The sequence below is a fragment of the Streptomyces altiplanensis genome (assembly GCF_053591575.1).
Window position 1 is genome coordinate 22,961 of record NZ_JBSFUB010000046.1, and the last position, 26,433, is coordinate 49,393.

Below are 26,433 nucleotides of genomic sequence, written 5' to 3' on the forward strand. Positions count from 1 at the left end.
GGAGCCCTCGCCCATGACCCTCTTCCGCATCAGCCCCGCCGTCGCCGACGCCTTCCCGGACACCCTCATCGCCCTGGTCACCGCCACCGGCCTGCGCGGCCGTGAACCCTGGCCCGGCACCACCACCGCCCTTCGGGACCTGGAGCAGCAGCTGGCCGACGGCACCTGGCGGCCCGCCGACGAGACCGACCCCCGGATCGAGGCGTGGCACACCGCCTACCGGTCCTTCGGCACCAACCCCCGCCGCATCCGCCCCAGCGTCGACGCCCTCGGCCGCCGCCTCGCCAAGAAGGGCGCCCTGCCGCGCATCAACCCGGCCGTCGACTCCTACAACGCCGTCTCCGTACGGCACGGCCTGCCCGCCGGCGCCTTCGACCTGGACCACGTCACCGGCGACGTCGACATCCGGTACGCCGACGGCAGTGAGGAGTTCACGCCGCTCGGCGAGCCCGGCACCGTGGAGAACCCCAAGCCCGGCGAGATCGTCTACACGGACACCGCCGGTGTCCTGACCCGCCACTGGAACCACCGCGACGCCCACCGCACCCGCGTCACCGAGGGCTCCACCCACGTCACCTTCGCCCTGGAGACCCTGCACGCCACCCGCGACGGGCACCTGCTCGAGGCCGCCGCGCACGAACTGCAGGGTCTGCTCGCCCCGCACGCCGAACAGACCACCGTGCACCACCTCACCCCGGCCCGGCCCGACGCCACCGTCTGAACCCTCACCCCCGGTCCCCGGACCCCATGGTGACGCGCGGCGTACCTCCTGATCCGTTGACAGGTGCCGGTCGCCTTGGCCATGCTCCTCGGAGAGCGCTCTCCCAATGGGCGCCGAGGAGGCGGACAGGTGAAAGAGGAAGAGCTCGCCCGGCTGCTGGACAAGCTGGATCTCCGGCAGAAGGTGCGCGTGCTCACCGGTGCCACCACATGGCGCACGCGCGCCGAACCGGCGGTCGGTCTGGGACCGATGACGACATCCGACGGGCCCGCCGGTGTGCGGGGCGAAGCCTGGGACGAGCGGGACACCTCCGTGCTGATCCCCTCCGCCTCCGCGCTCGGCGCGATGTGGGACGAGGGGCTCGTCGAGCGGCTCGGCGGCCTGCTCGCGGCCGAGGCCCGCCGCAAGGGCGTGGACGTGGTGCTCGCGCCCACGCTCAACCTGCACCGCTCGCCCCTGGGCGGCCGGCACTTCGAGTGCTTCTCCGAGGACCCGGAACTCACCGGCCGCACCGGAGCCGCACTGATCCGGGGCATCCAGGCGCACGGCGTCGCCGCCACGGCCAAGCACTACGTGGCGAACGACTCGGAGACCGAACGGCTGACCGTCGACGTCCGTGTCGGCGAACGTGTCCTGCGGGAGGTCTACCTCGCCCCTTTCGAGGCCGCGGTGGAGGCGGGCGTCCGGCTCGTCATGGCCGGGTACAACGGGGTCAACGGCGCCACCATGACGGAGAGCCCGCTCCTGACCGAGCCACTGAAGGGGGAGTGGGGCTTCGACGGCGTCGTCGTCTCCGACTGGGGCGCGGTGCGGTCCACCGGGGCGTCCGCCCTGTCCGGCCTGGACCTGGTCATGCCGGGGCCCGGGAGCACGTGGGCGGACGCCCTGGTCGCGGCGGTGCGTGCGGGCACGGTCCCGGCGGAAGCCGTGGACGACAAGGTCCTGCGCCTGCTGCGGCTCGCCGCCCGGGTCGGTGCGCTCGGCGCACCCGTACCGCCTCCCGCGCCGTCCCCGCCGCACCCCGGCGGCGTACGCCGGCTGCTGCGGCGTACGGTCGCCGCGAGCGCGGTCCTGCTCCGCAACGACGGCCTGCTGCCGCTGGACCCCGGCGCCGTGCGCACGGTCGCGGTGATCGGCGCGCACGCCGCCGCGCCGAGGACACAGGGCGGCGGCAGCGCCGGTGTCTTCCCCGACAGCGTCACCACGCCCCTGGAAGGCATCCGGGCGGCCCTCGCCGGCCGCGCGCACGTCGTCCACGCACCCGGTCCCGCCCTCGGGGAGCCGCCGCCGCTCGGAGCCGCCGCGGAATGCCGCGACCCCCGCAGCGGTCTGCCCGGGGTGCTGCTGCGCACGCTCGACGCGCAGGGGCGTGAGCTGCGCGCCGAACACCGCATATCAGGGAGGCAGTTGGAGCCGCCCTTGGATCCGGGCGCGCACACCGTCGAGATCAGCGCCCTGCTGCTGCCTCCCACCGGGGGCGCGTGGACGTTCGGTGTCGGCGGATTCGGACGCATGACCCTGACCGTGGACGACCGGGTCCTGGTCGACGGCGTGTTCCCGCGCGAGAGCGACGATCCGGCCGTCGTCCACGTCAACCCGCCGTGCCACTACGGGAGCACGCGGATGACGGCCGGGCGCGCGGTGCGCGTCGTGGCGCGGCGCGAACTCGTGCCCGGCAGCGGCCGCGCCACCCTGGTGACCGCGGGGCCGCCCGCGCCGGACCCCGCCTCGGCCGTCACCGAAGCGGCACGCGCGGCGCGCGGCGCGGACACGGCCGTCGTGTTCGTCGGTACCACCGAGGACAGCGAGTCCGAAGGGCAGGACCGCACCGGCCTCGCGCTGCCGGGCCGCCAGGACGACCTGGTGCGGGCGGTGGCGGCGGCCAACCCGCGCACCGTGGTCGTCGTCAACGCCGGAGGCCCGGTGGAGATGGAATGGCGGGAGGAGGTCGCGGCGGTGCTCCTGACGTGGTTCCCCGGGCAGGAAGGGGGCACGGGCATCGCGGACGTGCTGCTCGGGCGCGCCGAGCCCGGCGGGCGGCTGCCGACCACCTGGGGCGCGGCTCTCGACGACGCGCCCGTCACCGGTACGCGGCCCGAGAACGGTGTGCTCGGCTACACCGAGGGGCTCCACATCGGCTACCGCGCCTGGCTGCGCGAGGGGCGCGAGCCCGCGTACTGGTTCGGGCACGGCCTGGGCTACACGACCTGGGCGTACGAGGAGATGAGCGTCTCCGGCGAGATCTCCGGCGAGGTCTCCGGCAGGGTGTCCGGCGACGGATCCGACGGATCCTTCACGGTCGCCGTCCGGGTCCGCAACACGGGAGGGCGGCGCGGCCGCGAGGTGGTCCAGGTGTATCTCGCGCGGCCCGGCTCGTCGGTGGAGCGTCCGCGCCGGTGGCTCGCCGGGTACGCCGCGGTCGAAGCGGGCCCGGGGGAGCCGGTCACCGCGCGGGTCCGGGTGCCGGCGCGGGCGCTGCGGCACTGGTCCGCCGCGGACCGCGGCTGGCGGGTGGAGCCGGGGGCGTACCGGGTGCTCGTGGGACCGTCGGCGGGAGAACTGCCGCTGGCCGCCACCGTCGAGACCGGGCGGCCCCGTACCGTACGCCCCTGACCTGGGAGACCGGTGCCGGAGAGCGCTCCCGCACGGCATGGCCCGGCCGGTAGGGTGCGGGCATGACCAGAAAGGCGCCCACGCTCGAGGACGTGGCCCGGGAAGCGGGGGTCTCCCGCGCGACCGTCTCCCGCGTCGTCAACGGCATCCGCAACGTGGACCCCGCCATCCGCGAGGCGGTGCGGGAGGCGGTCGCGCGGACCGGGTACGCCCCGAACCGTGCCGCCCGGTCGCTGGTGACCCGGCGCGCGGAGACCATCGCCCTGGTGGTCTCCGGCGCGGGCGACGACTCGGAGAGCGAGCAGAACGCGTTCGCGGCCCGGGCGCTCGCGGACCCGTTCTTCGGGCGGGTGGTCAGCGGTGTCGTCGGTTTCCTGCGTCCGCGCTCCATGTACCCGGTGCTGATGTTCGCCGAGACCGAGGCGGCCAGGCAGCAGGTACTGGCGTACCTGCGGCAGGGCAGCGCGGACGGCGCGCTGGTCTTCTCCACCCACGCCGAGGACCCGCTGCCGGCGCTGCTCGCGGCCGAGGGCCTGTCCTGCGTCCTGTTCGCACGCCCGGCGCTGCCCGCCCCCCTCACGTACGTCGACGTCGATCACCGGCAGGGCGGACGGCTGGCCGCCGAGCATCTGCTGGCGCGCGGCTGCCGGCGGGCCGCCACGGTGGCGGGCCCGCTGGACCTGCCCGCGGCCCAGGACCGCCTCTCCGGTTTCCAGGACGCGATGGCCCGCCACGGCCACCCCTACGTCCCGATAGCCGAGGGGGGCTTCACCTTCGACAGCGGGGCTTCGGCCATGACCCGGCTGCTGGCCGAACACCCCCGGATCGACGGGGTGTTCGCCGCCAACGACCTGATGGCGCAGGGCGTCTGCCAGGCGCTGCGCGAAGGCGGGAGACGCGTACCGGAGGACGTGGCGGTGGTCGGCTTCGACGACTCCAGCGCGGCCGTCGCCTGCCGTCCGCCGCTGACCACCGTCCGGCAGCCGATGGAGGAGATGGCGGCCACGATGGCGCGCCTGCTCCAGGAACAGATCGAGGGAAAGCTGACCGAGCCCACCTCGGTGATCTTCGAGCCGGAGCTCGTGCGCCGCGCGTCGGCGTAGGTACGGGAAAACGGAGCGGCACGTGCCCGGCCCCTCCCGCCGGGGAGGGCGGAAGGGGCCGGGCGGCTTGAGCGGGGAAGCCGGCGTTCGTACGGGGGAGTCCGGGCGGGACCTTCATGCGTGAAGTCCCTGCCGGAAGCCCCTGCGGGAAGGTGCCGGTCAGGGCAGTCGGTGGTCCGCGTTCAGTACGGCACCGCGTTCGGGGCGGTACAAGTCGAAGCCCCGTGTGTCGCACTGCAGGCCGCCGACGATGCAGTGGTCGACCAGGGCCTTGAGGGTGCGCTCCTCCCACGCGTTGAAGAAGTCGTAGTGGAAGGAGTAGCCCCGGCCACTGGCCAGGCGGACCTGGGACATGTCGCCGTTGACCGGCCACGCCATCTTGAACTCGATCATCGGCAGGGCGACGGGGTGGGAGGCCGGGCACATGTTGTCGTTGGTGCCGGGCTTGACGACCGGGTAGGCCATGTGGCTCTGGTGGTCGGGGGTGTCGAGGTACTTCCCGTCCCAGCAACTGGGGGCCTGGATGCGCAGGTTGAGCTGTACGTCGGGCCGGTTCGGACAGCTCGCGGGGATGTCGGTGTTGAAGAAGCTGTCACCGCATTCCCAGCCCTCGACGAAGCCCTTGTGGGCGCGGAACTCCTGGGCGCTCTGCATCGGGTTGCCGACGACGAACCGCAGACCCTTGGGGAAGGGACGGACGCTGCGGTAGTCGGTGACGCCGGCCTTGTAGTAGATGACTTGCGGGCCGACGGGCAGGATCTTCTGGTCACCCTTGTACAGCGAGGGCATCCAGTACGCGGAGGCGTCCGCCGGCGCCTTGCAGGTGGTGTTTCCTCCGTAGAGCGAGCCGGTGGTGCTGGCGGCGTTGGTGGAGGTGTTGCCCATGAAGGTGTGGTCGTGGGACTTGCCGAACTGGCCCGGGTAGACGATCGGGTCGTCCGGCGCGGTGTGGGTGACGGCGCAGCCGGCCTGGAACTCGTGATGGTAGGCCGGGGGCGGGGTGGCCGTGGACGGTGTCACACCGGTGACCTGGGGGACGGCCGGGATGTAGCCGTCTCCGTCGGCGTCGTCGCCCGAGGCCTGGGTGGACACGGCCATCGTGTGCCCGGCGTGGCTGCCGGCCGGGGAGGGACTTCCGGGACCGGCCGCGGTGGCTACCGTGCCGATGCCGAGGACGGATGCGACGAGAGCGCTGCCGAGAAGGAGCGCGGGGAGTCGTTTCGAACGCCATCTCATGGAGGGCCTCCAGCCCGTGGGGTGGGAGTGGGGACCCGGCAGGGGGCTGAGCACCGCCCCCTGCCGGGGGCGTGATGCGTCAGCTGTAGACGCCGAACTCGTGGAGCGAGTAGCCCCAGCCCGTCCCGCGGGCCGTCAGGTGGAGACGGACGTGACGGGCGGTCGCCGCGACATCGATGGTGTCGATGTCGCCGTTGCCGGTGGTGGTGGTGTGGACCGTGCGCCAGGTGGTGCCGTCGTCGGACACCTGGACCTCGTAGGACTTGGCGTAGGCCGGGTCCCAGACGAGCTGGAGCTTACGGATGGGGGTGGGGGCGCCGAGGTCGACGCGGATCCACTGCGGGTCGCTCCAGTCGCTGGCCCAGCGGGTGCCGGTCTTCCCGTCGGTGGCGTTCGAGGCGGGGCACGGGCAGTCGCCGTAGGACGCCTGCGCGCTGGACGCGGTGGTCGGCTTGTTCAGCGCCACGTTGGTCCCGGAGACCGGCGGGGCGACGACCTTGACCGACTTGGTCTCGATGCCGGCGTTGCCCTTTCCGTCCTCGGACTGGATGTAGACCTTCCACACGCCGAGCTTCTCGGGTGCGGTGACCGCGAAGGTGCCCGCGCCGGTCGGCCTGAACTGCGCCGGGACGAGCCGCTTGTCGCCGTTGGCGTAGTTGCCGCTGAGGAAGATCTTGTTCGTCACCGCGTCGCCCTCGGGGTCGCGGATGTCGGCGCGGACGGTGAACTCCTGGCCGGCGGGGGCGGACCCGGCAGGCGTGACGGTCATGTCGCTGACGACCGGCGGCAGGTTGTCGCCCGCGTTGGTGCCGGTGAACGCCTTCTTGACCGAGTAGTACGACAGCCGCTTGAGTCCGTCGGGGATCAGGTTGAACCAGACGCCGCCGAAGTCGTGCTCCAGGCCGTAGTGGAAGAGGGTCGCACCCAACGCCACGCCGCGGTGGCCGGTCGTGCACTCCCATGCCTTGGCGTAGCCGTCGCGCTTCTGCACGTCGGTGGGCTCGTCCGGGACGCCGTTGGCGTCGTCCGGGACCTCCCACTCACCGGCCGGTCCGGTCTCGGTGATGATGTAGGGCTTGGTGTAGCCGCCCTCCACCCAGTCCTGCTGGACGCCGCAGATGTCGCCGTAGGCGTTCATCGAGTACAGGTCGAGGTCGGGGGCGTTGCGCTTGTAGTACGGCCAGGCGCCCGTCCAGGCGTCGGTCGAGGTGACGGGGTGGTCGGCGTCGATCGAGTGGATCTTCTTCGCGACGTCGTTGACGAAGGTGGTGTACGCGTTGCGCTGGGCCTCCAGTTCCGCTCCGCTGTAGCAGTTCTGGAGGCCGAGCACCGATTCGTTGCCGACGTTCCACATGAGGGTCGCGGGGTGGCTCTTGTAGGTCTCGACCCATTTGGCGATCTCGGTGAGCATGGTGTTCTTGTACGTGGTGTCGGTGACGTAGTTGGCGCAGCCGCCGCTGCCGGGGCCGCCGCCGGGCTGGAGCCAGAAGCCGTTCATGACGCGCAGGCCGTTCGCGGCGGCCGCGTCGAGGAGGGGCTTGGAGCTCGCGTCCGTGCCCCAAGTGCGGACGGTGTTGACGCCCATCGACTTCAGGTCGGGCATGTACTTCGGGGCGTCCGCCATGGAGGGGCCCCAGGTCAGGCCCTTGACGACGTAGGGCTGCCCGCCGACGGTGAGCTGCCAGTTGCCCTGGGAGCCGGTCACCTTGACCGCGCCGCCGGGCGGGGGCTGGGTGGTGCCCTCGGAGCCGTAGACCTGGAACTCCCACAGGGAGTAGCCGTAGCCGCCGGGGCGGGCGGTGCCGAGCATGCGGACGTAGCGGCCGGCGCCGGCGAGGGCGAGGTCGTCGGTGCCGCCGTCGCCGTCGGTCACCTTCTTCAGGGTGGTCCAGTCGGTGCCGTTGTCCGACGCCTGGATCTCGTACCCCTTGCCGTAGGCGCCCTCCCAGGTGAGCACGGCCCGGCTGAGGTCCGCCTTCTTGCCCAGGTCGACCTGGATCCACTGCGGGTCGGACCACTGGCTGGCCCAGCGGGTGCCGGTGAGGTTGCCGTCGAAGGCCTGTCCGGCGGAGAACCCGTCGCCTTCCTTGGAGGAGGCGGTGGCGGGCTTGCCCTGGGAGAGCAGGGTGTCGGCGGCCGCTTCGGCCACTTCGGCGGCTGCGGCGGCCGGCGCTGTCGCGACCGCGAGCGACGGAGCGAGCAGGGCGCCGAGGGTGAGGAGCAGGGTCGCGGCCCGGGGGCGGCCCGAGATGAGGGCGGGGGGTCTGAACACGTGGGCTCCTGGCGGAGTCGGGGGTGAGACGGCACTGGCATCTCGTGGCAGTGCCGGGAGAGCACTCTTGGAGAGCGCTCTCCGAGCGTGTCGCGCGAGCGTGTTCCTGTCAACGTCCGCGACAACTTCCCTTGTATGCGCCCGGGTTGTGCCGCATGGCGCATGCGCAATGCCCGCCCGGGGCCCGGCCTCCACGAGAGAAGGCCGGGCCCCGGGCGGGGAGGGAGTGCGTGGGGTGGGCCGGCCGTCACGCGGCCGGCCCGTCAGGGGCCGTGCACGGCCGCCGGTCAGGGGAAGGAGACCACCGTCGAGGGGATGGTCGAGGTGCCGGAGGGGGCGGTGGAGGCTCCGGTGTTGTTGATCACGTGGTTGTAGTGGCCCATGCCGCCGAGTGAGACCACCAGCAGGCTGTGGAACTTCACGCCCGGCTTGACCGGTGCCTTGAAGCCGTGGTCCTGGACGATCGTCGGATCGACGTTGTAGTTGCAGTAGCTGCCCATTCCCCAGCCCTCGTGGACGTCGACCGAGTCGTCGACCCGGTAGGCGGCGTAACCCTTGGTGCTGCCGTTCTGGATGGCGGCCTGGTTGGGCGCGTCGTACGCCTTCTCGTTCTGGTAGAAGATGGTCCTGCCGCGCTCGCCGTACCACTCCACGTCGTACTTGTTGAAGTGCTCGACGAAGAGCCCGGTGGCCAGCACGTCGTCGCCGTTGACGCGGACGCCGTAGTCGGCCCGGTTGGTCTCCCAGCCCACGCCGTCGCCGTGGTCGGCGCGCCAGACCCAGGTGTGGTCGATGATCGCGTCGTCACTGTTGACCACCATGCTGGTGGTGGCCTTGCCGGGACCGGCCCCGCCGATCCGGATGTAGACGTCCTGGACGGTCGTCGGGTTGGCCGAGTGGTCGGCGGACGCGCCCTGCGGGCCGATCTCCAGCAGCGTCGGGGAGTTGACGGGTCCGGCGTCGATGAGGAACCCGGCGAGCTTCACGCCGTCGACGTCGGCGACCTTCATCGCGGTCACGCCGTTGTCGGGGATGATCGTGGCGAGCCCGAGGCCCAGCACGACCGTGTCCGCCCGGTTGACGTTGATGGTCTGGTCGACGTGGTAGATGCCCGGTGTGAAGAGCAGGTGCAGGCCCTGGGCGAGGGCGGCGTTGATGGTGGCGGCGGTGGCGCCCGGCTTGACGACGTAGAACTTGCTCAGCGGCAGCGAGCTGCCCTGCGGCGTGCCGTTCGCCCAGGTGGTGCCGCGCGCGCTGGTGCGCTTGGCGGGGACGAACACCTTGTACTCACTGCCGTCGAGGTAGAGGAAGGGCTTCTCGCGGGAGATCGGGGTGGTGTTCAGGGTGGTGTAGCGGGGCTCGGGGAAGCTGTTCGCCGGGGCGCCCTCGACACCGGAGAAGGTCTGGTTCCACACGGAGTTGGACCAGCCGCCGATCGAGCTGTCCCGGGTGTACCACTGCTGCTGCGAGTAGTTGCCGATCTGGCCGTCGACCTTGGTGTCGGCGATGTAGCCGCCACTGGCCCAGCCGTACCCGTTCGGTGCGAGATTCAGTCCGCCCTTGACGTGCATGCGGCGGAAGGAGGCCGCCTGGGAGACCGCCCAGCGGTTGGTGCCGTTGGCCGGGTTCAGCGCCAGGTTCTCGGCCGAGCGCCAGAAGTTCTGCGTCGCGTTGCCGTTGAACCAGCCGGCGTCCACGGTCACGTCGCCGTTGAACGTCGTGTCGTCGGGCGACAGGCCCAGGCCCGCGATCGAGGTGTAGAAGCCGATCTGCGCGTTGATGTTGTTGTACGTGCCGGGCTTGAACAGGAAGGCGTGGCGGTCGGTGCCGAACTGCGCCGACTCCTGCTTCCTGAACACCTCGTCCAGCTTGCCCTGGATGTTGGGCGTCGACGGGTCGAAGACGTGCACGTTGGGGCCGAGGTCGCCGCCGCCGGGGAGCTGCGGGCCGCCCCCGCCGTCACCGGTGGTGCCGTACACCTGGAACTCCCAGAGCGAGTAGCCGTAGCCGGTGGCGCGGGCCGTGCCGTACATGCGGACGTAGCGCGCGGTGCCGGAGACGCTCAGCGTCTCGGTGGAGCCGGGGCCCGTGGTGGTCGAGTGCGCCGTCGACCAGTTCTTGGCGTCGGCGGAGAACTCGATGCGGTACGCCTTCGCGTACGCGGCCTCCCAGCGCAGGACGATCTGGCTCACGCTCGCCGGCGCGCCCAGGTCGACCTGGATCCACTGGGGGTCGGCGGCGGCGCTCGACCAGCGCGAGCCGTTGTCGCCGTCGACCGCCGCGGTCGCCGGTGTGCCGTGGTGCTCCTGGCTCGAAGCCGTCACCGGCTTGCCCTGCGAGAGCAGCGCGGGCGCGGCCTGGGCGGTGGTCTGGGGGACGAACAGCAGGAGGGTGGCGACGAGCGCGGTGACCACGGCACCGGCGACGCCCTGACGTGCGGAAACGTGGGATCTGAGGGGCGGCGGGGCCGCGTGGGCAGGGACATGACGCATGAGCTGTGCTCCTCGGTCGAGGGGGGAAGTCACTTGGAGAGCGCTCTCCAAGCAGGAGATGCTTGTCCGCTCACGCTGCTGTGGTCAAGGGGTGTGCACCGGTTATTTCCGTACCGACTCCTTCGGCGCGGCGGCCAGTGTGCGCGTCTCCATCGTGGCCCGCCAGCCCGCCTGTTCGACGGGGGCCTCACCTTCCGTCGCCTGCTCGTGCAGGCGGCCGCCGCGCGCGAAGAAGTCCGCGAGCGGCAGCGTCGCCGCGCCGACGGTGACGGCGTCGGGTCCGAGCCGCCCCAGTTCGATGGTGACCCGCTCGGCCGGGTGGCGCAGCGCGTACGCCTTCGCGTGACGGCGTACGTCGTCCAGGATGTACGGCGCCAGCTGGAGCCCCGCCCAGCCGCAGAGGAGCACGCGCTCGGGGCCGTAGAGGTTGATCAGATCGGAGATTCCGGCGCCCAGGTACTCCGCCGTCTCGTCCAGCACGTTCAGGGCCACCGGGTCGGCCGGACCCTCCTCGGGATGGGCGGCGGCGAGCAGGGCGGTGACCGCCGTCTCCTCGTCGGTGTCGGCGGGCAGCGTCGCGCCCGCCTCCTGCCAGCGCTGCACCAGCGCCTCGGCGCCGGCGTACGCCTCCAGGCAGCCGAGCGCGCCGCAGCGGCACTGCCGGCCGCGTACGCGCAGGGTGGTGTGACCCCACTCGGCGGCGCTGCCGCGCGCTCCGCCGAAGACGGCGCCGTCGGTGACCAGGCACGCGCCGACGCCGGAGCCGAACAGCACGATCGCCGCGTCCCGTACGCCGCGGCCGCCGCCGAACCACATCTCGGCCTGGCCGAGGGTCTTGGCACCGTTCTCGATGAAGAACCGCGTACCGGGCGGCAGGACGGCGCAGTCGCGCAGCAGCGACTCCAGCGGCACCGCGTCCCAGCCGATGGTCTGGCCGTGCACCACGGCGTCGGCGTCGTCGGATCCGCGGTCGACGATGCCGGGGATGCCGACACCGACGCCGAGCAGCAGGTCCGCGGTGATGCCCGCCTCGTTCATCACGTCCCGGATGCCTTCGCTGATGTGCCGGACGACCGACGTGACGTCGTAACCGTTGCGCTGCAACGGCCTTTCACAACGGGCCAGTTCGGCCAGGGCCAGGTCGAACAGCTCGACGCGCACCCGGGTCTCGCCCACGTCGACACCGATCAGGCAGGCGCCGGAGGGCGCCACCCGCAGCAGGGTGCGCGGGCGCCCGCCGTCGGACTCGACCGTGCCGGCCTCCTCGACGAGCCCCTCGCCGACCAGCTCCGCGACGATGGTGCTGATGGAGCCCGAACTGAGTGAGGTGGCGCCACCGAGGGCCTGCCGGCTCATCGGGCCGTCGAAATACAGTCGTTGCAATACCGCCTTTCGGCTACTTCGTCGCAGGTCACGGACGGTTCGTCTGCTCGGCATGGCCATATGGCTCCCTTCCTCCGTGCAACATACCGCCGCTTCAAGTCTTGACGCGACCCTCTCTCGGGACTTAACTCACGTTCTAAATTAAGCCGTGAGGTTGTTCAGGGGCTGAACACCACCCAGGCCACACCCATCTCCGAAGGGCCGTCTCCGCCATGCGCAGAATCCGAGCCGCGGCAGCCATAGCCGTCGTCACCTCCCTCGCGACCGCCGCCACCGGGTGCGGGGGCGGGGAGGGCGGGACAGGCAGCGACGCCTCGCCCAAGACGCTGACCTACTGGGCGACGAACCAGGGCGCCAACATCGAGGCCGACAAGAAGATCCTCACTCCCGAGCTGAAGAAGTTCGAGAAGGAGACCGGCATCAAGGTCAAGCTGGAGGTGGTCCCCTGGGCCAACCTGCTCGACCGCATCCTGGCCGCCACCACCTCGGGCCAGGGCCCGGACGTGCTGAACATCGGCAACACCTGGTCCGCCTCCCTCCAGGCCACCGGCGCGCTGATGCCGTGGGACGAGGCCGCCTTCGAGAAGATCGGCGGACGGGACCGCTTCGCCGAGGCCGCGGTCGCCTCGGCGGGCGCCAAGGGCCAGGACCCGGCGGCCGTACCGCTGTACTCGATGTCGTACGCCCTCTACTACAACAAGAAGATGTTCAAGGACGCCGGCGTCGAGAAGCCGCCGGCCACCTGGGACGAGATGGTCGAGACGGGCAAGAAGCTGTCCAAGGACGGCAAGTGGGCGCTCGGCGCCGAGGGCTCGAACCTGTCCAACAACATCCACCAGGTCTTCGTGCTCAGCCAGCAGCACGGCGGGAACTTCTTCGACGCCTCCGGCAAGCCGGACTTCACCTCGGACGCCAATGTCGCGGCCGTGAAGCAGTACGTCGACCTCATGGGCAAGAACAAGATCATCGCCCCGGGCAACGCCGAGTACGCCCAGAACCAGTCCCTCCAGGACTTCGCCAGGGGCAAGACGGCCATGGTGCTGTGGCAGTCCGCCGCCAGCACGTTCAAGGCCCACGGCATGAAGAACGAGGACTGGGGCGTCGCCCCGGCGCCCGTCCAGTCCGGCACGCCGGGCCAGGGCCGCCAGATCAACTCCATGGTCTCCGGCATCAACATCGCCGTCTTCAAGAACACCAAGAACCTCGACGGCGCCACGAAGTTCGTGAACTTCATGACCAGCCACGAGGAGCAGAAGATCCTCAACGGAACGTACGGGTCCATCCCGTCGGTCAAGTCCGCCCAGCAGGACGGCTCCTTCGACACCCCCGACGGCACCGTGCTGCGCGAGACGCTCACCAAGAGCGCCGCCCCGCTGCCGCAGGTCGCCAACGAGTCCCAGTTCGAGACCGCGGTCGGCACGGCCGTCAAGGGCCTCTTCGCCGACGCCGCCAACGGGCGCCCGGTGACCACCGAGTCCGTCAAGGCCGCCCTGTCCAAGGCCCAGCAGCAGATGCCGAAGTAGGTCCCACTGTGACACCCGCCGCCACCGCCGCTCACCGGCAGGCACAGGCGCCGGCGGGCCGCTCGACCGAGCGGCCCGCCACCGGGAAGGGCCGGCCGCGCCGGCCGCGCCTCCCCGGACGGCTCCGCCGCGCCGGCCTGCCCTACCTGCTCCTCCTGCCCGCCGTGCTCGTGGAACTCCTCGTCCACCTGGTGCCCATGGTCATGGGCATCATGATGAGCTTCAAGGAACTCACCCAGTTCACCATCCGGGACTGGTCCGTCGCGCCGTGGAACGGGCTCGCCAACTTCTCCGCGACCGTCGACTTCGACGCACCCGTGGGCGAGGCCCTGCTCGACTCGTTCCTGGTGACCTGTGCGTTCACCGTGCTCTCCGTCGGCCTGTGCTGGCTGATCGGCACCGCCGCCGCTATCTTCCTCCAGGACACCTTCCGCGGCCGCGGCCTGCTGCGCACCCTCTTCCTGGTGCCGTACGCGCTGCCGGCCTACGCCGCCGTCATCACCTGGGCGTTCATGTTCCAGCGGGACAACGGCCTGGTGAATCACGTCCTGCACGACCAGCTCGGCCTCACCGACGGCTCCTCCTTCTGGCTGATCGGCGACAACAGCTTCATCGCGCTGCTCGTCGTCTCCGTCTGGAAGGGCTGGCCGTTCGCCTTCCTGATCATCATGGCCGGCCTGCAGAACATCCCCAGGGAGCTGTACGAGGCCGCCGCCCTGGACGGTGCGGGCGTCTGGCAGCAGATCCGCAAGATCACGCTGCCCTCGCTGCAGCCGGTCAACCAGGTCCTCGTGCTCGTCCTGTTCCTGTGGACGTTCAACGACTTCAACACGCCGTTCGTGCTGTTCGGCAAATCGGCCCCCGAAGCCGCCAACCTCATCTCCATCCACATCTACCAGTCGTCGTTCGTCACCTGGAACTTCGGCACCGGATCGGCCATGTCCGCCCTGCTGCTGCTGTTCCTGCTGGCGGTGACCGGCGCCTACCTCCTGGTCACCTCGCGCGGAAGGAAGCCGGCCGATGTCTAGCGCGACGACGGGCGCCCCCGCCGCGGCGGCGCCCCGCCGCTCACCGACCGCGCCCCCGCGGTCCTTCCTGTGGACCCGCAGGATCTTCCTCACCGTGCTGACCACTTTCGTGGCGGTGCCCGTCTACGTCATGATCAGCAGCTCGCTGAAGCCGCTCCAGGACGTCGCGGGCGAGTTCCGCTGGCTGCCCAGCGAGCTCACGATCCGCCCGTACATCGACATCTGGTCCACCGTCCCGCTGGCGGACTACTTCGTGAACTCGCTGATCGTGGCGAGCGCGGCGACCGTCTGCTCGGTGATCATCGCGATCTTCGCGGCGTACGCCGTCAGCCGCTACCGCTTCCGGGGCAAGCGGCTGTTCACCGTCACGGTGCTGTCGACGCAGATGCTCCCCGGCATCCTCTTCCTGCTGCCGCTGTTCCTCATCTACGTCAACATCGGCAACGCCACCGGGATCGCCCTCTTCGGCTCGCGCGGCGGCCTCATCCTCACCTACCTCACCTTCTCCCTGCCGTTCTCCATCTGGATGCTGATCGGCTACCTGGACTCGGTCCCCCGCGACCTCGACGAGGCCGCGATGGTCGACGGCTGCGGTCCCCTCGGCGCGCTGTTCCGGGTGATCGTGCCCGCGGCCGTCCCGGGCATCATCGCCGTGGCGGTCTACTCCTTCATGACCGCCTGGAGCGAGGTGCTGTTCGCCTCCGTCATGACCAACGAGGCGACCCGCACCCTCTCCATCGGCCTCCAGGGCTACGCCACCCAGAACGACGTGTACTGGAACCAGGTCATGGCGGCCTCCCTCGTCGTCAGCGCCCCCGTCGTCGTCGGCTTCCTCTTCCTCCAGCGCTACCTGGTCTCCGGACTCACCGCCGGAGCCGTCAAGTGATCCGCCCCGAAAGGACTTCCGTGACCCAGCTCAACGACCTCGCCGCCCTCCCCGGGGACTTCGCGTGGGGGGTGGCCACCTCGGCGTACCAGATCGAGGGAGCCGTGGCGGAGGGAGGCCGCGCCCCGTCGATCTGGGACACCTTCTCGCACACCCCGGGCAAGATCGACAACGACGACCACGGTGACGTCGCCTGCGACCACTACCACCGCTGGCGCGAGGACATCGCGCTCATGAAGGAACTGGGCGTCGACTCCTACCGGCTCTCGGTCGCCTGGCCGCGGATCGTGCCCGGCGGCGACGGGGCGGTCAACCAGGAGGGCCTCGACTTCTACTCCCGGCTCGTCGACGCCCTGCTGGAAGCGGGCATCACCCCGAACGTCACGCTCTACCACTGGGACCTGCCGCAGGCCCTCCAGGACCGCGGCGGCTGGCCCGAGCGCCGGACCGCCGAGCACTTCGCCGCGTACGCCTCCGTGGTCGCGGGCGCCCTCGGCGACCGCGTGAAGCTGTGGGCCACCCTCAACGAGCCGCTCTGCTCGGCCTGGATCGGCCACCTCGAAGGCAAGATGGCGCCGGGGGCCACCGACATCACCGCCGCCGTCCGTGCCTCGTACCACCTGCTGCTGGGCCACGGCCTCGCCACCCAGGCGGTACGCGCCGCCGCGCCCGGCGCCGAGATCGGCATCGTCAACAACCTCTCCACCGTCGAACCCGCCTCGCGGTCCGGGGCCGACCTCGCCGCCGCCCGCCGCATGGACGGCCACACCAACCGCTGGTGGCTCGACCCGGTCCACGGCCGGGGCTTCCCCGCCGACATGACCGAGGTGTACGGCGTGGACCTCCCCGAGCGCGCCGGCGACCTCGCCACCATCGCGCAGCCGCTGGACTGGCTGGGCCTGAACTACTACTTCCCGGCCGTGGTGACCGACGACCCGCACGGCCCGTACCCCTTCGCACGGCAGATCCGCCGGCCCGGCGTACCGCGCACGGGCATGGACTGGGAGATCGACGCGGGCGGCATCGAGACCCTGCTGATGCGCCTCACCGAGGAGTACGGCGCACGCCGGATCTACGTGACCGAGAACGGCTCCGCCTACCCCGACGCGGTCCTCGCCGACGGCACGATCGACGACCGTGAGCGCGCCCGGTACCTCCAGGAACACCTGGCGGCCTGTGCCCGCGCCGCGCAGCGGGGCGCGCCGCTGGCCGGCTACTACGCCTGGTCGCTGCTGGACAACTTCGAGTGGGCGTACGGCTACGACAAGCGCTTCGGCCTCGTCCACGTCGACTACAAGACCCAGCGCCGCACCATCAAGGGCAGCGGTCACCACTACGCCGGCATCATCCGCGAGCACCGCGCGCGCACTGCCCGCGCGGCCTGACGGACAGGGGACTGCCCGGGGCGGGGCCGCGGCCCCGCCCCGGGCAGTCGTGAACCGGTCCGCTCCCTGTCAGCGCCGAGCACCCCGGGCGGACCACCCGGAGCCCACACCGGCCACATGCAGGGCGAGGAGGGCGAGCCCGAGGAGCATGAGACTCGTCGGACCGAAGACCGCGGCTGTCGACGCCTCGGTCGCGTGAATGATGAAGGCGATGACGAACACCACCGCCGCCGCGAATGCCAGCATGTTCTTCTCCCACCACTGGACGGCGAACCACGCGTCATCCCGGTGGCTGCGCCGCTACCAGCCGTATTCCCTGCCGCAGACCGGTCATTCCTGGTCGGCGCCGCGCCGGCCGCGCCGCCGGCCGGCGGTCACCTCACCGGGTTCACGTACGGCAGCACCTTGTCCGGCGTCAGGGGCAGCTCCCGCAGCCGTGCCCCCACGGCGTGGTGGACGGCGTTGGCGACGGCCGCCGCCGTGCCGACCACACCGATCTCGCCGATGCCCTTGCCGCCCGTCGGGTTGAGGTGCGGATCGTCCTCGTCGATCCAGTGCGCCTCGATCGCCGGCACGTCCGCGCAGGCGGGCACGTGGTACGAGGCCAGGTCCTTCTCCGTGTACTCCCCGAAGGCGGCGTCCATGGTGCTTCCCTCCGTCAGCGCCATGCCCAGGCCCATGGTCATGCCGCCGATGAACTGGGAGCGCGCGGTACGGGGATTGAGGATGCGGCCGGCGGCGTAGACGCCCAGCAGACGGCGCACGCGGATCTCTCCCGTCACGGTGTCGACCTGCACCTCGGCGAAGTGGGCGCCGAACGCGTGCTGCGCGTACGGCGATTCCCTCCCCACTTCCTCCCCGGTGTCCGCGGCGGCGCTCACGCCCTCGGCCGGCAGCCCGCCGGAGTGATCGCCGAGGCGCTCGGCCAGGGCCGTGCAGGCCTTGTGCACGGACCAGCCCCACGACGCGGTGCCCGACGAACCTCCCGCGAGCGGCGCCGCCGGCAGATCGGTGCTGCCGATGTCGACGCGCACCGATTCCAGGGGCACGGCCAGCACGTCGGCGGCGATCTGCGCGAGCACGGTGCGGGCCCCGGTGCCGATGTCGGTGGCGTTGACCCGGATCAGGTACGTGCCGTCGGGGGCGGCGTGCGCGGTGGCGGAGGACGGGCTGACCATGACGGGGTAGGTGCTGGCGGCCACCCCGGTGCCCAGCAGCAGGTCCCCTTCGCGGCGGACGCCCGTACGCGGATCGCGGCGCTCCCAGCCGAAGCGCCGGGCCCCCTCCCGCAGGCACTCGGCCAGGTGCCGGCTGCTGAAGGGCCTGCCGCTGTCGGGTTCGGTGTCCGGTTCGTTGCGCAGCCGCAGTTCCACCGGGTCCACCCCGGCGGCGACGGCGAGTTCGTCCATCGCCGACTCCAGGGCGTACATCCCGGACGCCTCGCCCGGAGCGCGCATCCACGAGGGGGTCGGCACGTCCAGTTCGGCGACCCGGTGGCCGGTGCGGCTGTGGGGCGAGGTGTACATGGTGCGGGCCGGGACAGCCGCCTGCTCCACGAACTCGTTGACCGTGGAGGTGTGCGTGATCACCTCGTGGGCGAGCGCGGTGATCACGCCGTCGGCGCCGGCGCCCAGCCGGACGCGCTGCACGGTCGGCGCGCGGTGGCCGACGACCGCGGCGAGCTGGCGGCGGGGGAGTGCCAGCTTGACGGGGCGCCCGGTGTGGAGCGCGGCCATGGCGGCCAGCACCGGCTGGGGGCGGGGGGTGCCCTTGGAGCCGAACCCGCCGCCGACGTGCTCGGAGACGACCGTGACCCGGCTCTTGTCCCGTCCGAAGATCCGGGCGAGAACGTCCTGGACCGCTCTGGAGCCCTGGGCCGAGTCGTACACGGTCAGATGCCCGTCGTCCCACCAGGCGGTGGCCGCGTGCGGTTCCATGGGGTGGTTGTGCAGCGCGGTCATGGTGTAGGTGGCGTCGATCCGCACCGCCGCGGCGGCGAACGCCGTGTCGAAGTCGCCGCGTTCCCGGACGGCCGGGTGGCCGCCGTTCGCCTGCTCCGGTGTGTAGAGGCCCGGGTGGTGGGCGGTCAGCCGTACGTCGTGCTCCTCGCGCGCGTACTCGATCCGCAGCGCGTCGGCGGCTGCCCCGGCGTTCTCCAGGGTGTCGGCGACCACCAGGGCGACGTACCAGCCGCGGTGCGGGACGCGGGCGCTTTGCAGGAGCGCGAGTGTGGGGTCGTCCGGTTCTTCGAGGCGGGGCGCGTTCTCGTGGGTGAGGACGGCGAGCACTCCGGGCAGGGCCAGCGCCTCGTCGGCGTGCACGGCGGTGACCCGGCCGCGGGCGACGGTGGCGGGCACCGGCCAGGCGTAGGCACACCCGGGCGGGGTGTGCTCGGCCGCGTAGCGGGCGGCGCCGGTGACCTTGTCGCGGGCCTCGCGGCGGACGGCGGGGGTGCCCAGGGGGGACGGTGCGTGCGTCATGACGGGTTCTCACGTCCTCAGGTACGGGAAGCGAGCTCGGCCAGCACGCTGATGGTGAGGTTGCGGGCGAGCGGCACTTTGAAGCCGTTGTCGCGCAGCGGCTCGGCCGCGGCGAGTTCGGCGTCGGCCGCCCGGGCGTACGTGTCCTCGGTGGCGGGCGCTCCCCGCAGCACCTCTTCGGCCGCGCGGGCCCGCCAGGGCCGGTGCGCGAGTCCGCCGAAGGCCAGGGCGGCGTCGCGGACGATGCCGTTCTCGACCCGCAGTACGGCGGCGACGGAGGCGAGGGCGAAGGCGTAGGAGGCGCGGTCGCGGGCCTTGCGGTAGCCGCAGCGGGCCCCGGCCAGGCCCGGCGGCAGGGTCACGCCGGTGATCAGTTCGCCCGTACGGATGACGGTGTCCTGATCGGGGCGGTCGCCCGGCAGGCGGTGGAGGTCCACCAGGGCCAGGGTGCGTACGCCCTGCGGGCCGCGCAGGTGGACGGCGGCGTCGAGGGCGGCCAGCGCGACCGCCATGTCCGAGGGGTGCGTGGCGATGCAGTGCTCGGAGTGGCCGAGGACCGCGAGGTCGCGGTGGAGCCCTTCGCGGGCCGAGCACCCGGTGCCCGGGGCGCGCTTGTTGCAGGGGGTCGAGGTGTCCTGGAAGTACGGACAGCGGGTGCGCTGGAGCAGGTTTCCGCCGGTGGTCGCGGCGTTGCGCAGCTGTCCCGAGGCGCCGGAGAGCAGGGCCTGCGACAGGACGGGGTAGCGCGTGCGCACGGTGGGGTGGGCGGCCAGGTCGCTGTTGCGTACGGTCGCGCCGATGTGCAGGGAGCCGTCGGGCGTCTCGTCGATCCCGTCCAGCGGCAGACGGCTGATGTCGATGAGGAGTCCCGGGGTCGCGACCCCGAGTTTCATCAGGTCGACGAGGTTGGTGCCGCCGCCGAGGTACTGCGCCCCGGGATGGGCGGCGAAGGCCCCGACCGCGTCGTCGGCGGTCTCGGCGCGGAAGTACGCGAACGGCTTCACGGCGCCACCTCCTCGATCGCTTCCACGATGTTCGGGTAGGCGCCGCAGCGGCAGATGTTGCCGCTCATGCGTTCCCGGATCTCGTGCGGGGTGAGGGCGGCGGGGCCGTCCGGGGCGTGCCCGGGCGGTGTGACGTACGAGGGGGCGCCCTCGGCGGCCTCGGCCAGGACCCCGACGGCCGAACAGATCTGGCCCGGCGTGCAGTAGCCGCACTGCAGGGCGTCCCGCGCGACGAACGCCTCCTGGACCGGATGGAGCCGGTCGCCGTCGGCGAGACCTTCCACGGTGGTGATGTGTGCCCCGTTGTGGGCGGCGGCGAGCAGCAGGCAGCTGTTGGCGCGCCGGCCGTCGACGAGCACGGTGCACGCACCGCACTGGCCGTGGTCGCACCCTTTCTTCGCCCCGGTGAGGTCCAGGTGCTCGCGAAGGGCGTCCAGGACGGTGGTCCTGTGGTCGAGCGACAGGGTGTGCGGGGTCCCGTTGACGTGAAGGGTGAGGACAGAGCTGTGCGCGTTCTCCTGCTGGCTGGTGGGCTCCACTCCGTCGCGCCTCTCAGGTCCGAAGGTGTCACTTCTTCCCTTCCTATCAAAATATGATGATTTGCGCGGTTCGGTTCACTCGGCCCGGGACGGGTACCGGGGTGGGACGCGAACCCGAGCAAGGAGGTCGGCATGGCTGTTGCGAAGTTCTCTCTCGTGGCCGTGGACTGCCCCGATCCCGAGGCGCTCGCAGGCTTCTACGCCGCGGTGCTCGGTGGTGACGTGAAGCAGGACGACGAGGACTGGTACGACCTGCGCGTGCCCGGCGGAATCCGTATCGCCTTCCAGCGCGCGCCGGGTTTCCGGCCGCCGAACTGGCCGCGGGCCGACGACAACTCGCAGCAGATGCACCTCGACTTCGACGTACCGGACATCGAGGCGGCGCAGGAGCGGGTGCTCGCTCTCGGCGCGACCCCGCTCGACCTGGACGACGACGGCGGGCGACGGGGCTTTCGGGTGTACGCCGATCCGGCGGGCCACCCGTTCTGCCTCTGCCGCGAGTGAGACATCCGGCGGCCGCGACGCCGCCCGACGTGAGGAGGATCCATGAGTGACCGGCAGGCGCAGGACCAGGAAGAGGGCGGTACGCCCGTGCCGAGAGACCTGCCCGATCAGCAGGCGCAGGACAGTGAGGACCCGCTGGACGAAGCCGGCGACGGCGCGCGGGAGGAGCGCACCCCCGACGCAGGGCAGGACTCCGCCCCGGACGAGCCGACGAGCTGAACGGGCGGGCGTACCCGGACATTCCGGGACGTCCCGGATTGCAGGTACGGGGTGACCGGCGCAAGGTGGGAGCCAGTTCGGTCACCTCTGATCTCTGTGGAAGGACACTGTCGTGAGCAAGGCGAAGGCGAAGGCGAAGCAGCTCAAGGGCAAGATGAAGGAAACCGCCGGCAGGACCGCCGACGACCAGCGGATGGAAGCGGAAGGCCGCGGCGAACAGGTGAGGGGCAAGGCCCAGGAAACGGTCGAGAAGACCGGCGACCGGGTCAAGAGGTCGACCCAGAAGTAGTCCCGGTGCCGGAAACGGGCCGCGCGGTCTCGGCCGCGCGGCCCGTCGGTCTGCTCCGGGAGGTCCGGAGAAATTCCAAGGAGTTCCGGGAAGTTCCGGGAAGTTCCGAGAAGGAGGAACGGCGACATGGAGTGCGCGGCCGTCTTCGACGTCGACGGGACGCTCGTCGACACCAATCATCTGCATGTGACGTCCTGGTGGGAGGCGTTCCGCCAGGCCGGGCACGACGTCGTGATGCACGACATCCACCGGGCCGTCGGCCTGGCGGGCCACGACCTCGTCGCCCATCTGCTCGGAGACGGACGTGACACGAGCCAGGACGACGCGATCAGCGCCGCCCACAAGACGCTGTACGCGACGTACGCCGACCGGCTGCCCGCCCTGCCGCAGGCCGGCCGGCTGCTGCGGACCCTCGCCGGGCAGGGCTGGAGCGTCGTCCTCGCCACGTCGGCGAGCGGCGCGGAACTCGACGCCCTGCGCCGTGCCATCGACGCCGACGACGCCATCACCGCCACTGCGAGCGCCGACGACGTCGACGCGGGCAAGCCGGCCCCCGGCCCGGTCGAGCAGGCCCTGGAACTGGCCGGGGTACCGGCGGACCGTGCGGTGTTCGTCGGCGACACGGTGTGGGACATGGAGGCCGCCACCCGCGCGGGCGTGCTCGCTGTGGCGCTGCGGTGCGGGGGCATCCCGCAGGCGGACCTCGAGGACGCCGGCGCCGCGGCCGTCTACCAGGACCCCGCGGACCTGCTGGCCCGCCTCGGCGAGAGTCCTGTCGCCCGGCTGAAGGAGCGGTTCGGAGACGCCCGCCCGGGAACGCGTGCCGTGACGTAGGCGCGGATTCCGGAGGTGGCAGTGGCAGAGAGTGATCACCGATCGCACACCGGTGGTGTCGCGCTCGGCCGTACGTGGCGATGGCTGTCCCGGGAGGCGTCGGCGATCTGGCGTTCGGCCCGCCGGGCCTGGGCGGGGCCCGGCCCGGAGCGCGACGTGGTCACCCAGTCCCTCAAGGCCGCGGGCGCCGCGGTCCTGGCCTGGGCGCTGACCGGCTGGTGGTGGAACGCGCCGATGGCCCTGATGGCGCCGTGGACGGCGGTCGTACTGGTGCAGAGCACCGTCTACCGTTCCCTGCGCTCCGGGGTGCAGCAGCTCGTCGTGATCGCCCTGGGCACCGTACTGGCGGCGGGAGCCGCCAACCTGACGGGGGACACCATGACCGCCATGGTCCTGGTGCTGCCGGTCGCCGTACTGCTCGGCAACTACGGGCGCTTCGGCGAGCAGGGCCTGTACGCGCCGACGACCGCGGTGTTCGTACTGGCCTACGGGTCCTACTCGGGCCTCGACATCCTGCACCGGCTCTTCGAGTCGGCCGTCGGCGCGGTCATCGGCATCGCGGTGAACGCGCTGATCCTTCCCCCCGTACATCTGCGCAGCGTCCGGGACTCCCTGGGCAGGCTGCCTTCGGAGAGTTCCGAGCTGCTGCACACCGTCGCCGACGGCCTGCGGAAGGGGTACGGCCGCCAGGAGGCCGAGTCCTGGCACGACCGGGCCCGCCGCGTGACCGCGATCCTGGCGGACCTGCACGACGCCCGCCTGTGGAACCGCGAGAGCTACCGCCTCAACCCGGCCGGCCGTCTGCGGCGTACCGGCCCGGCCCTGCCTCCGCCCGAGTGGGACTATGCCTGGGAACGGATCGCCGACCCGCTGGTGGCGCTCACACGCAGCCTCGTCAGTACGGTCAGCGACGAGCCCATGCTGAGGCCGCCGCCCGATTCCGTCCTGACGCACCTGTCGGATCTCCTGCGGGCGGCGGGCGACGTGTGCGCGGCCGACCGGGACGTGCTCGAGGGGCGGGGCCGGGCCGCGAAGGAGGAACGCGCGCTCGCGCTCGAATCGGCCTGGGCCGCGCACGGGCGGCTGAAGCAGCAGCTGCTGGACCAGGACAGCGAGACGGCCACGTCGGTCGGGGGCCTCGTCGCGGAGTCCCAGCAGCTGCTTTACGAGCTCGCTCCGCTGGAACGGAACGTGCGCACACAAGGCGGCCGGGACAAAGGGTAAAACGACGCGTTCCGGGCACCCGATGGCCAAAGCCCTCAACCCGAGCCCTCAACCGAGACCACGAGACCAGGGGGTGCGTCGTGGTACTGAGTGACGTCCTCCAGTCGCGGGGGCAGACCCGTCGGCTGACCCTGTGCGGCGCCGAGGACATCGTGGGTCGCTGCCGCGACTTCAGCCGGGAGGCCCTGACCGACTGGCAATGGATCCCCGCCGGGGACGAAGACGAGCAGGCGGTCGTCGACGACGTCCTTCTGCTCGTGTCCGAGGTGGTCACCAACGCCTGCCTGCACGCCGGCGGGCCCAGGGAGTTCGTACTGCACTGCACGGCCGACCGGCTGCGCATCGAGGTCACCGACGGCAGCCCCGTCCATCCGAGGCCCCGGCCGCCGGGCGTGGCCGCGCCCGGCGGGCACGGTCTGGTCGTGCTGCGGCGCCTCGCCCGGAGCTGGGGCTCTCTCCCGCGGGGAAGCGGCAAGACGGTGTGGGCGGAGGTGGCGGCGCCGGGCGGTGCCCGGCGACCGGGACCTTAGCGGGCCGCCCGTCGTCCTCCGCGAGGAGAGCCTCGCGCAGGGTGCTCAGGATGCGCGTCAGCAGCCGGGACACCTGCATCTGGGAGATGCCCATCCGCTCGCCGATCTCCCGCTGTGTCAGTTCCTCGACGAACCGCATGGTGAGGATCGTGCGGTCCCGCTCGGCGAGGGTGGCCACCAGTGGTTTCAGGGCCACCATGCACTCGACGGTGTCGTACGCCCGGACTTCCTCGCCCAGGCAGCACTGCGCGAAACTCGTGGGCGCCTCGTCGTCGAACGCCGCGTCGAGGGAACGGGCGTTGTAGCCGTTCGCCGCCCGACGGCCTTCCTGCACCTGCTCCCGGCTCACGCCCAGGTGATCGGCGAGCTCGGCGGCTGTGGGCTCGCGGCCCAGGTCCTGCTCCAGGGTGTCGCAGGCCCGGGCGATGTCGATGCGGAGCTCCTGCAGCCGGCGCGGCACCCGCACGTCCCAGCTGTTGTCCCGGAAGAAACGCTTGATCTCGCCCTCGATCGTCGGCAGCGCGAAAGAGGGGAACTCCACCTCGCGCCCGACGTCGAAACGGTTGATGGCCTTGATCAGACCGATGGTGCCCACCTGGACGACGTCTTCCATGGGCTGGTTCCGGTTGCGAAACCGCGACGCGGCATACTTCACCAGGCTGAGGTTGATCTCGACCAGAGTGTTGCGGACGTACGCGTACTCCGGTGTCCCCTCCTTCAGCGACGCCAGCCGCCCGAACAGGGAGTCGGACAGGGTGCGCGCGTCCGGTGTGCAGAGGGTGCGCAGATCCGGGAGGTCGGGGAAGTCGGCCAGTCCCGGCGGGCGGGACCCTGGCGCGGCGGGGGCGGTGTCACGAGTGCGCAGGCGGCTGGACATGAGGCTCCTTCGACGCGCGGGGGGAACCGTCGTGCGAGCTTCCTGATCGATATCTTACCCAAGCGCGCCTTTTGGTGCCTTATTGCATGAATCGCCAGTGCCGGTACCGGTGCCGGCGACGTGACTAACTCGCCTTGCGGCCCGCGAGCGGCGCCGTCCGCTCGCCGCTTCCCTTGCGCACGCCGTCCAGGAACTCCCGGATCGCGTCGGTGGACGACCGCGACGGCTGCCAGCCGAGTTCCCGGTGCGCCCGGGACGCGTCGAGCACGGGCAGTCGCAGCACCGCGTCGAACAGGTGCGGTGACGCCGGGGCGAGGTGCGCGCTCCAGGCCGCCGCGAGCGCGGCGCGCACCACGCGCACGGGCACCCGCACCACGCGCGCCCCCAGCAGTTCGCCCAGTACCCGCGCGTCGACGACCGGGCCGGCGGCCAGATTGAACGCTCCGTCCACTTCGCGCACCACGGCCTGCCGGTACGCCTGCGCGGCGTCGTCGGTGTGCAGTGCCTGGAGGACGAGCCCTTCCAGATCGGGGACCCAGGGGAGCAGTTCGGGCCGTACCAGGGGGCCGGGGAGGAAGCGGCCCGCGAAGATGCGCCGCTGTTCGCTCGCCGACGCCTCCTTGAACAGGAACGCGGGACGCATGCGCACGACGCGGACGTGCGGGTGCTCGTGCTCGAAGGTGTCCAGCACCCGTTCGAGGTAGGACTTCTCGCGGCAGTACGCGGCGTCCGGCCAGCCGTGGGTCGGCCAGGACTCGTCGACCCCCGGGGCCTCCTTCGGGCCGGGCGCGTACGCGCCGACCGACGAAGCATGCACGAGCGCGGGCACCCCCGCGGTCACCACCGCGTCGAAGACCCTGAGCGAGCCGAGGACGTTGGTCTGCCAGGTGAGCACCGGGTCGTGGGTGGGCTGGAAGCGCCAGGCGAGATGGACGACGGCGTCGGCGCCGGCGAAGTGCCCGACGAGCTGGTCGGCGGCCCCTTCCTGCCCCAGGTCCACAGCGGCCCATTCCGTCCGGGGGACCGTCAGGTCGGGAACCCTGCGGGCGAGGCCCAGGACGGAGGCAACCTGCGGATCCTCCGCGAGTGCCCGCACCACACTGGTGCCGACGTTGCCGGTGGCGCCCGTGACGACCACCCGTAGCCCTGTTCTCACACTCATGAGGCACTCCGTGACTTCACTCGTCGTGTCGCTCCGGAACCGGGCGGACGTCCTTCGGGTCCCCAGAACGGAACGGGTGAAACGGGCACCGCGCGGCTGGGCGCGGCGTCATCGGGCGGGTGTCGCCGC

General features: G+C 71.6%; 22 protein-coding genes and 1 pseudogene. 13 read left to right on the forward strand and 10 right to left on the reverse strand.

Translation table 11 applies throughout. From position 1 onward, the window contains the following. The first annotated feature begins 13 nt into the window (after positions 1-13). The 3 genes from ACWD0Y_RS20600 to ACWD0Y_RS20610 all read left to right on the forward strand — a co-directional run bounded on the left by ACWD0Y_RS20600 (position 14) and on the right by ACWD0Y_RS20610 (position 4,437). Positions 14-721, forward strand: coding sequence for a B3/B4 domain-containing protein (locus ACWD0Y_RS20600; RefSeq protein ID WP_450261773.1), 708 nt, complete (start codon positions 14-16; stop codon positions 719-721). A gap of 81 nt (positions 722-802) precedes the next feature. Next, complete coding sequence (locus ACWD0Y_RS20605) at positions 803-3,334, forward strand: glycoside hydrolase family 3 C-terminal domain-containing protein (protein WP_450261802.1); 2,532 nt, start codon at positions 803-805, stop codon at positions 3,332-3,334. Between the two features lie 62 nt (positions 3,335-3,396). Further along, positions 3,397-4,437: a LacI family DNA-binding transcriptional regulator gene (locus ACWD0Y_RS20610; protein ID WP_450261774.1), complete on the forward strand. Its 1,041-nt coding sequence runs from the start codon at positions 3,397-3,399 to the stop codon at positions 4,435-4,437. A 159-nt stretch (positions 4,438-4,596) separates the two neighbouring features. Here ACWD0Y_RS20610 and ACWD0Y_RS20615 read toward each other — a convergent pair whose 3' ends face one another. From ACWD0Y_RS20615 to ACWD0Y_RS20630, 4 genes are all read right to left on the reverse strand, one after another. Further along, complete coding sequence (locus ACWD0Y_RS20615; protein ID WP_450261775.1) at positions 4,597-5,673, reverse strand: DUF1996 domain-containing protein; 1,077 nt, start codon at positions 5,671-5,673, stop codon at positions 4,597-4,599. Positions 5,674-5,752: 79 nt separating this feature from the next. Beyond that, positions 5,753-7,945 carry a discoidin domain-containing protein gene (locus tag ACWD0Y_RS20620; RefSeq protein WP_450261776.1) on the reverse strand — a complete coding sequence of 731 codons (2,193 nt, stop codon included), beginning with the start codon at positions 7,943-7,945 and terminating at the stop codon, positions 5,753-5,755. Positions 7,946-8,232: 287 nt separating this feature from the next. Continuing rightward, the gene (locus ACWD0Y_RS20625; protein ID WP_450261777.1) at positions 8,233-10,437 is read right to left on the reverse strand and encodes a discoidin domain-containing protein; all 2,205 of its coding nucleotides are present in this window, start codon (positions 10,435-10,437) and stop codon (positions 8,233-8,235) included. A 102-nt stretch (positions 10,438-10,539) separates the two neighbouring features. Further along, complete coding sequence (locus tag ACWD0Y_RS20630) at positions 10,540-11,880, reverse strand: ROK family protein (protein WP_450261778.1); 1,341 nt, start codon at positions 11,878-11,880, stop codon at positions 10,540-10,542. 152 nt (positions 11,881-12,032) lie between these two features. On the opposite strand from ACWD0Y_RS20630, the gene ACWD0Y_RS20635 reads away from it, so the two are divergent. From ACWD0Y_RS20635 to ACWD0Y_RS20650, 4 genes are read left to right on the forward strand one after another with little or no spacing between them, the layout of a single operon-like run. Beyond that, positions 12,033-13,343 (forward strand): ABC transporter substrate-binding protein, encoded by a 1,311-nt coding sequence (locus tag ACWD0Y_RS20635; RefSeq protein ID WP_450261779.1) that lies wholly within the window; start codon positions 12,033-12,035, stop codon positions 13,341-13,343. A gap of 8 nt (positions 13,344-13,351) precedes the next feature. Next, on the forward strand, positions 13,352-14,371 hold the full coding sequence (locus tag ACWD0Y_RS20640) for a carbohydrate ABC transporter permease (RefSeq protein ID WP_450261780.1): 1,020 nt from the start codon (positions 13,352-13,354) through the stop codon (positions 14,369-14,371). Next, entirely contained in the window at positions 14,364-15,257 is an 894-nt protein-coding gene (locus ACWD0Y_RS20645) for a carbohydrate ABC transporter permease (RefSeq protein ID WP_450261781.1), read from the forward strand. The genes ACWD0Y_RS20640 and ACWD0Y_RS20645 overlap by 8 nt, the downstream gene beginning before the upstream one ends. Before the next feature lie 20 nt (positions 15,258-15,277). Beyond that, a complete protein-coding gene (locus ACWD0Y_RS20650; protein WP_450261782.1) occupies positions 15,278-16,642 on the forward strand; it encodes a GH1 family beta-glucosidase in 1,365 nt (454 codons plus the stop codon). Positions 16,643-16,711: 69 nt separating this feature from the next. On the opposite strand, the gene ACWD0Y_RS20655 is transcribed toward ACWD0Y_RS20650, so the two are convergent. The 4 genes from ACWD0Y_RS20655 to ACWD0Y_RS20670 form a co-directional block, all read right to left on the reverse strand. Then, positions 16,712-16,888: a hypothetical protein gene (locus ACWD0Y_RS20655; protein ID WP_450261783.1), complete on the reverse strand. Its 177-nt coding sequence runs from the start codon at positions 16,886-16,888 to the stop codon at positions 16,712-16,714. A 128-nt stretch (positions 16,889-17,016) separates the two neighbouring features. After that, complete coding sequence (locus ACWD0Y_RS20660; RefSeq protein ID WP_450261784.1) at positions 17,017-19,122, reverse strand: xanthine dehydrogenase family protein molybdopterin-binding subunit; 2,106 nt, start codon at positions 19,120-19,122, stop codon at positions 17,017-17,019. Positions 19,123-19,139: 17 nt separating this feature from the next. Then, positions 19,140-20,126 carry an FAD binding domain-containing protein gene (locus ACWD0Y_RS20665; RefSeq protein ID WP_450261785.1) on the reverse strand — a complete coding sequence of 329 codons (987 nt, stop codon included), beginning with the start codon at positions 20,124-20,126 and terminating at the stop codon, positions 19,140-19,142. Then, positions 20,123-20,665, reverse strand: a complete 543-nt coding sequence (locus ACWD0Y_RS20670; protein ID WP_450261786.1) for a 2Fe-2S iron-sulfur cluster-binding protein — start codon at positions 20,663-20,665, stop codon at positions 20,123-20,125. Before ACWD0Y_RS20670 ends, ACWD0Y_RS20665 begins: the two co-directional genes overlap by 4 nt. Before the next feature lie 132 nt (positions 20,666-20,797). Between ACWD0Y_RS20670 and ACWD0Y_RS20675 the strand changes: the two genes are divergently transcribed. From ACWD0Y_RS20675 to ACWD0Y_RS20700, 6 genes and pseudogenes are all read left to right on the forward strand, one after another. Beyond that, a complete protein-coding gene (locus ACWD0Y_RS20675) occupies positions 20,798-21,169 on the forward strand; it encodes a VOC family protein (RefSeq protein WP_450261787.1) in 372 nt (123 codons plus the stop codon). A gap of 42 nt (positions 21,170-21,211) precedes the next feature. Continuing rightward, positions 21,212-21,388, forward strand: coding sequence for a hypothetical protein (locus ACWD0Y_RS20680; protein ID WP_450261788.1), 177 nt, complete (start codon positions 21,212-21,214; stop codon positions 21,386-21,388). A 112-nt stretch (positions 21,389-21,500) separates the two neighbouring features. After that, positions 21,501-21,677 carry a CsbD family protein gene (locus tag ACWD0Y_RS20685; protein ID WP_450261789.1) on the forward strand — a complete coding sequence of 59 codons (177 nt, stop codon included), beginning with the start codon at positions 21,501-21,503 and terminating at the stop codon, positions 21,675-21,677. A gap of 126 nt (positions 21,678-21,803) precedes the next feature. Further along, positions 21,804-22,511 carry an HAD family hydrolase gene (locus ACWD0Y_RS20690; protein ID WP_450261790.1) on the forward strand — a complete coding sequence of 236 codons (708 nt, stop codon included), beginning with the start codon at positions 21,804-21,806 and terminating at the stop codon, positions 22,509-22,511. A 21-nt stretch (positions 22,512-22,532) separates the two neighbouring features. Next, positions 22,533-23,735: an FUSC family protein gene (locus ACWD0Y_RS20695; protein ID WP_450261791.1), complete on the forward strand. Its 1,203-nt coding sequence runs from the start codon at positions 22,533-22,535 to the stop codon at positions 23,733-23,735. A 266-nt stretch (positions 23,736-24,001) separates the two neighbouring features. After that, positions 24,002-24,160 (forward strand): annotated as a pseudogene (locus ACWD0Y_RS20700) (ATP-binding protein); the annotation flags it as partial. On the opposite strand, the gene ACWD0Y_RS20705 reads toward ACWD0Y_RS20700, so the two are convergent. After that, positions 24,084-25,142: a SigB/SigF/SigG family RNA polymerase sigma factor gene (locus tag ACWD0Y_RS20705; protein WP_450261792.1), complete on the reverse strand. Its 1,059-nt coding sequence runs from the start codon at positions 25,140-25,142 to the stop codon at positions 24,084-24,086. The pseudogene ACWD0Y_RS20700 and the gene ACWD0Y_RS20705 sit on opposite strands and share 77 nt — an antisense overlap. A gap of 124 nt (positions 25,143-25,266) precedes the next feature. Beyond that, positions 25,267-26,304: an NAD-dependent epimerase/dehydratase family protein gene (locus tag ACWD0Y_RS20710; protein WP_450261793.1), complete on the reverse strand. Its 1,038-nt coding sequence runs from the start codon at positions 26,302-26,304 to the stop codon at positions 25,267-25,269. Positions 26,305-26,433 lie beyond the last annotated feature (129 nt).

Coding starts and splice junctions, on each gene's coding strand:
- ACWD0Y_RS20615 (WP_450261775.1), bottom strand. CDS start 5,673: ATGAGATGGCGTTCGAAACGACTCCCCGCGCTCCTTCTCGGCAGCGCT.
- ACWD0Y_RS20655 (WP_450261783.1), bottom strand. CDS start 16,888: ATGCTGGCATTCGCGGCGGCGGTGGTGTTCGTCATCGCCTTCATCATT.
- ACWD0Y_RS20675 (WP_450261787.1), top strand. CDS start 20,798: ATGGCTGTTGCGAAGTTCTCTCTCGTGGCCGTGGACTGCCCCGATCCC.
- ACWD0Y_RS20660 (WP_450261784.1), bottom strand. CDS start 19,122: ATGACGCACGCACCGTCCCCCCTGGGCACCCCCGCCGTCCGCCGCGAG.
- ACWD0Y_RS20645 (WP_450261781.1), top strand. CDS start 14,364: ATGTCTAGCGCGACGACGGGCGCCCCCGCCGCGGCGGCGCCCCGCCGC.
- ACWD0Y_RS20635 (WP_450261779.1), top strand. CDS start 12,033: ATGCGCAGAATCCGAGCCGCGGCAGCCATAGCCGTCGTCACCTCCCTC.
- ACWD0Y_RS20630 (WP_450261778.1), bottom strand. CDS start 11,880: ATGGCCATGCCGAGCAGACGAACCGTCCGTGACCTGCGACGAAGTAGC.
- ACWD0Y_RS20605 (WP_450261802.1), top strand. CDS start 803: ATGCTCCTCGGAGAGCGCTCTCCCAATGGGCGCCGAGGAGGCGGACAG.
- ACWD0Y_RS20705 (WP_450261792.1), bottom strand. CDS start 25,142: ATGTCCAGCCGCCTGCGCACTCGTGACACCGCCCCCGCCGCGCCAGGG.
- ACWD0Y_RS20610 (WP_450261774.1), top strand. CDS start 3,397: ATGACCAGAAAGGCGCCCACGCTCGAGGACGTGGCCCGGGAAGCGGGG.
- ACWD0Y_RS20690 (WP_450261790.1), top strand. CDS start 21,804: ATGGAGTGCGCGGCCGTCTTCGACGTCGACGGGACGCTCGTCGACACC.
- ACWD0Y_RS20625 (WP_450261777.1), bottom strand. CDS start 10,437: ATGCGTCATGTCCCTGCCCACGCGGCCCCGCCGCCCCTCAGATCCCAC.
- ACWD0Y_RS20680 (WP_450261788.1), top strand. CDS start 21,212: ATGAGTGACCGGCAGGCGCAGGACCAGGAAGAGGGCGGTACGCCCGTG.
- ACWD0Y_RS20600 (WP_450261773.1), top strand. CDS start 14: ATGACCCTCTTCCGCATCAGCCCCGCCGTCGCCGACGCCTTCCCGGAC.
- ACWD0Y_RS20710 (WP_450261793.1), bottom strand. CDS start 26,304: ATGAGTGTGAGAACAGGGCTACGGGTGGTCGTCACGGGCGCCACCGGC.